At 66.9% G+C, this 3,391-nt stretch carries 4 protein-coding genes; all 4 read left to right on the top strand.

What is annotated here, in order from left to right:
* Positions 1 to 29: 29 nt before the first annotated feature.
* On the top strand, positions 30 to 329 hold the full coding sequence (locus EB084_22055) for a hypothetical protein (protein NDD30948.1): 300 nt from the start codon (positions 30 to 32) through the stop codon (positions 327 to 329).
* A gap of 102 nt (positions 330 to 431) precedes the next feature.
* Positions 432 to 2,144 (top strand): hypothetical protein, encoded by a 1,713-nt coding sequence (locus EB084_22050; GenBank protein ID NDD30947.1) that lies wholly within the window; start codon positions 432 to 434, stop codon positions 2,142 to 2,144.
* A 165-nt stretch (positions 2,145 to 2,309) separates the two neighbouring features.
* Positions 2,310 to 2,798: a diguanylate cyclase gene (locus EB084_22045; GenBank protein ID NDD30946.1), complete on the top strand. Its 489-nt coding sequence runs from the start codon at positions 2,310 to 2,312 to the stop codon at positions 2,796 to 2,798.
* Between the two features lie 22 nt (positions 2,799 to 2,820).
* Positions 2,821 to 3,391 (top strand): hypothetical protein (locus EB084_22040; protein NDD30945.1); only part of this gene is annotated, 571 nt, incomplete at its 3' end.

Below are 3,391 nucleotides of genomic sequence, written 5' to 3'. Positions count from 1 at the left end.
CGCGCCCTGCCCAGAGCGCGCCCAGGCCCGTGAAAGAGAAGCCCAAGGAGCCCCCTCCCCCCGCGCCTCTCGCCTACGTGCTCCCCGTGCTCGACGCGCCCGTGCACATCCGTCTCGAGCAGCAGCACCGCGACAAGATGTTGGCGCTGCGTGACATCCTGCTCCGGTTCCCCGGACCGAACTCGGTCTATCTGCATCTGGTGAGCGCAGGCGGAACGTCGCTGATGGCGCTCGACGACGCGTTTGCTGTGCGTCCCAATGACGCGTTGTTCGATTCGGTGAAGCAGCTGCTGGGCGACGGCACCGTCTGGCGGGACAAGGGCGCCTGAGGGCAGGCCCTGCGCGCTGATTGCGCGTCCCGTGTGAGTGGCTCTGGGAGGGGCGGGCCGCAGTGCCCACTCGTCTGACACAGGTGGAAGGAGTACGAGTCAATGACCTGTCCGGATTGCGGCGCGCCCTGTGCCCCGTCGACCGCATTCTGCAGCACCTGTGGCGCGAGTCAGTCCCGGCTTCGCGCAGGCGAGACGCTGCGCGGCCGCTATCGAATCGAATCCTGTGTGGGACGCGGCGCCATGGGAGCGGTCTACCGTGCGGTCGACCTGGGGGCGTCCCGGATCTATGCCTTGAAGGAGATGTCCATCGTTGGCGCCACTCAGATCGACATCAATCAAGCGGTGGAGCGCTTCGCACGCGAAGGTCGCCTGTTGGCTGCCTTGTCACATCCATCGCTTCCACGCGTGCACGACGCCTTCACCGAGCGCGGGCGCCACTATCTGGTGCAGGACTTCATCGAGGGGGAGAGTCTCGAGCGACGTCTCGCTGCAACGAAGGCTTCCGGTCTCGCCGAGACGGAGGTGATCGAGATCGCGCTGCAGGTGCTCGAGGTGCTGGTGTACCTGCACGGGCAGAGCCCTCCGGTGCTGCACCGCGACATCAAGCCGTCGAATCTCATGCGTCGCCGCGCGGATGGATGCATCGTGCTCATCGACTTCGGTATCGCCCGCCCTTTGCAGATGGTCACGGGCACGTCCATCGGAACCGCCGGGTACGCACCGCCCGAGCAGTATCGCGGCAGAGCCGAGCCGCGGTCTGACCTCTATGCACTCGGGGCAACCCTGCATCACCTGCTGAGCGGTTGCCCCCCGCTTGTGCCCTTTCACTTCGACCCCATCGAGATGCGGGTGCCGGGGGTATCGGCTCGGCTTCGGCAGGTCCTCGAGCGATCGCTGGTGCTCGATCCGCAGAAGCGCTTCGCGAGCGCTGCCGCGATGCGCTCCGCGCTCGAGAGCACCCCCCCCTCAGGAGGGGGCCTCAATGTGCGCCGTGCCGTCGTTCCGCCGCCCGCGGGCACGCCGACTGTGCCGGGGCCGCCTCGTCACGTGTCCGCGTCGCCGCGTCGCCTTTCCGCCGCGCCGCCCACGGCCATCTTCGGTCTGCGCATGCGCGGCACCAACGAGCACGGTTTCGAGGAGGCCGAGAACACCATCGATGGCAGCGTGATGGTCCAGATCCCTGCGGGTCGATTCCAGATGGGGTCGAACGATCGGCCGGACGAGAAGCCGGTGCGAAGCCTTCTGTGCGGCGGTTTCTGGATGGCGAAGCATCCTGTCACGAGCGCCCAGTTCAAGCGCTTCGTCGATGCCACCAACTATGAGGCCGGTGGCGAGTGGGCCACGAGCGGCCGCAGCTGGGGCCTCAACGCCGCCGTCTCGCGGGTGACCTTCGAAGACGCAAGCGCCTACTGTCGGTGGGCTGGGCTGCGCCTTCCCACCGAAGAGGAGTGGGAGTACGCGGCGCGTGGCTGGGACGGCCGCCGCTACCCCTGGGGAGACCACTGGGACCAGCATGCGTGCCGCCACGACGCCGAGGGTCTCTCTCGTGGCGCATTGTCTGTGGGAAGCCACCCGCGCGGCGCCTCCGTGTTCGGCTGCCACGACCTGGCGGGCAACGTCTGGGAGTGGACCGACACCTGGTACGGCCCCTACGGCAGTCCCGCTGTCGTGAACGGCACGGCCAGACGGGTGCTTCGGGGAGGGTCATGGCGTTCGAACGACCCGGTCGACCTGCGGTGCAGCGTGCGTCACGCGGCGCCCCCGGATCACACTGAAGGGGTCATCGGGTTCCGCTGCGCGCGAGATCTCTGAGTGTGCCTGGTCTCGGTGCGGAGAGCAGGCCGGCAGGGGGGGCGCCCCGTGCCGAAGAAGCACCGAGGCAGCGCAGGGCCGGGAACGTCCAGACTGCGCGCGGTGGCCCGCCGCTTCGAGTGCGACTCAGCAGGGCGACCATCAGCGGGGAGAGAGGATCTCGGCATGGCGGATAAAGATCGGCTCACGGGAATGACCACCGACCAGTATCTTCGGAGTGATCTCGACAACGAGATCCAGCGCGCGCGCCGCTTCAACCGGGAGCTTGCCTTCATCTTGTTCGAGCCGCGTCTCGACGATGCCGCGCGCAGCGACATGCTGTACACCATTCTCAAGGGCCTCGGACGTACCATCGACCCCGTCATCCGCGACATCGACATCTCGGTGCGCTGGGGTCAGCAGGTGCTGCTCGTGCTGCCGGAGACTGGCCGGACCGGCGCCGAGACGGTGCAATCGAAGATCGTGGAGAAGTTCACGCAGCTCACCTTCTCCCACCCGGAGAGCGGCCTTGCCGTGGCTGTTGATCTGCGGTCGGTGATTCTCATCTTCCCCCACGACGGCAGTGACAAGGAGACGCTGCTCTACAACCTGCGCGAGCAGATGCAGGCACAAGCGTCGACAGAAGACAGCTCTGCGGCCGAGACCTCGGCCTGACCCAGCGGCGGAAGGAGCAGCCATGTTCTATCAATCCCCGTTTGCATCACCGGTCGCGGCGCCCGTTGCCCCACCGGCATTCAATGAGGTGACCCAGGCCCTGCGCCAGGCCACGGCTGGCAACTCATTCATCTACATGGCGGAGACGAAGAAGCTCTGTCTTGCCGTGTGCGGCGCTGAAGAGGTGGCGAGCGCGCTCAAGGGGCGCGGTCAGACCTTCGAGGCGAAGAAGATCTTCCACCAGGAGCTGCAGAACCAGATCCTCGGCTTCGCGCTCATGCGCGTCCTGCCGGAAGCGACGGTCAAAGACTGTATCCAGAGCGCCAATGCAGCGGCCCAGGCCGGCGCTGACGCCACGATCAGCAACGCTGCTCGCCTCACCCGCGAGCTCGAGGCGGCCGCTGGCGAGAGCGAGGAGACGGTGAAGGCCGTGCAAGAGGCGCTTCTCGAGCAGCCGCTCTTCCGCATGGCAAGCCAGAGCCCCGAGGTTTTCGCCAATCTCGAGCAGCAGTACGAGGCGTGCTCGCCCTACGCAGCCTCGCTCATGAAGACCCTCAAGACCTCCATGGGCATGCTGGTGACGGCCGCCGCCA

This window comes from Pseudomonadota bacterium (genome assembly GCA_010028905.1).
In the GTDB taxonomy this organism is placed as follows: Bacteria; Vulcanimicrobiota; Xenobia; order RGZZ01; family RGZZ01; genus RGZZ01.
Note: the sequence above shows the minus strand (reverse complement) of the source record. Positions and strands in the feature narration are given on the sequence as shown.

What these genes read in the sequence shown, in the direction of transcription:
- EB084_22050 (NDD30947.1), top strand. Translation starts at nt 432, where the DNA reads ATGACCTGTCCGGATTGCGGCGCGCCCTGTGCCCCGTCGACCGCATTC.
- EB084_22045 (NDD30946.1), top strand. Translation starts at nt 2,310, where the DNA reads ATGGCGGATAAAGATCGGCTCACGGGAATGACCACCGACCAGTATCTT.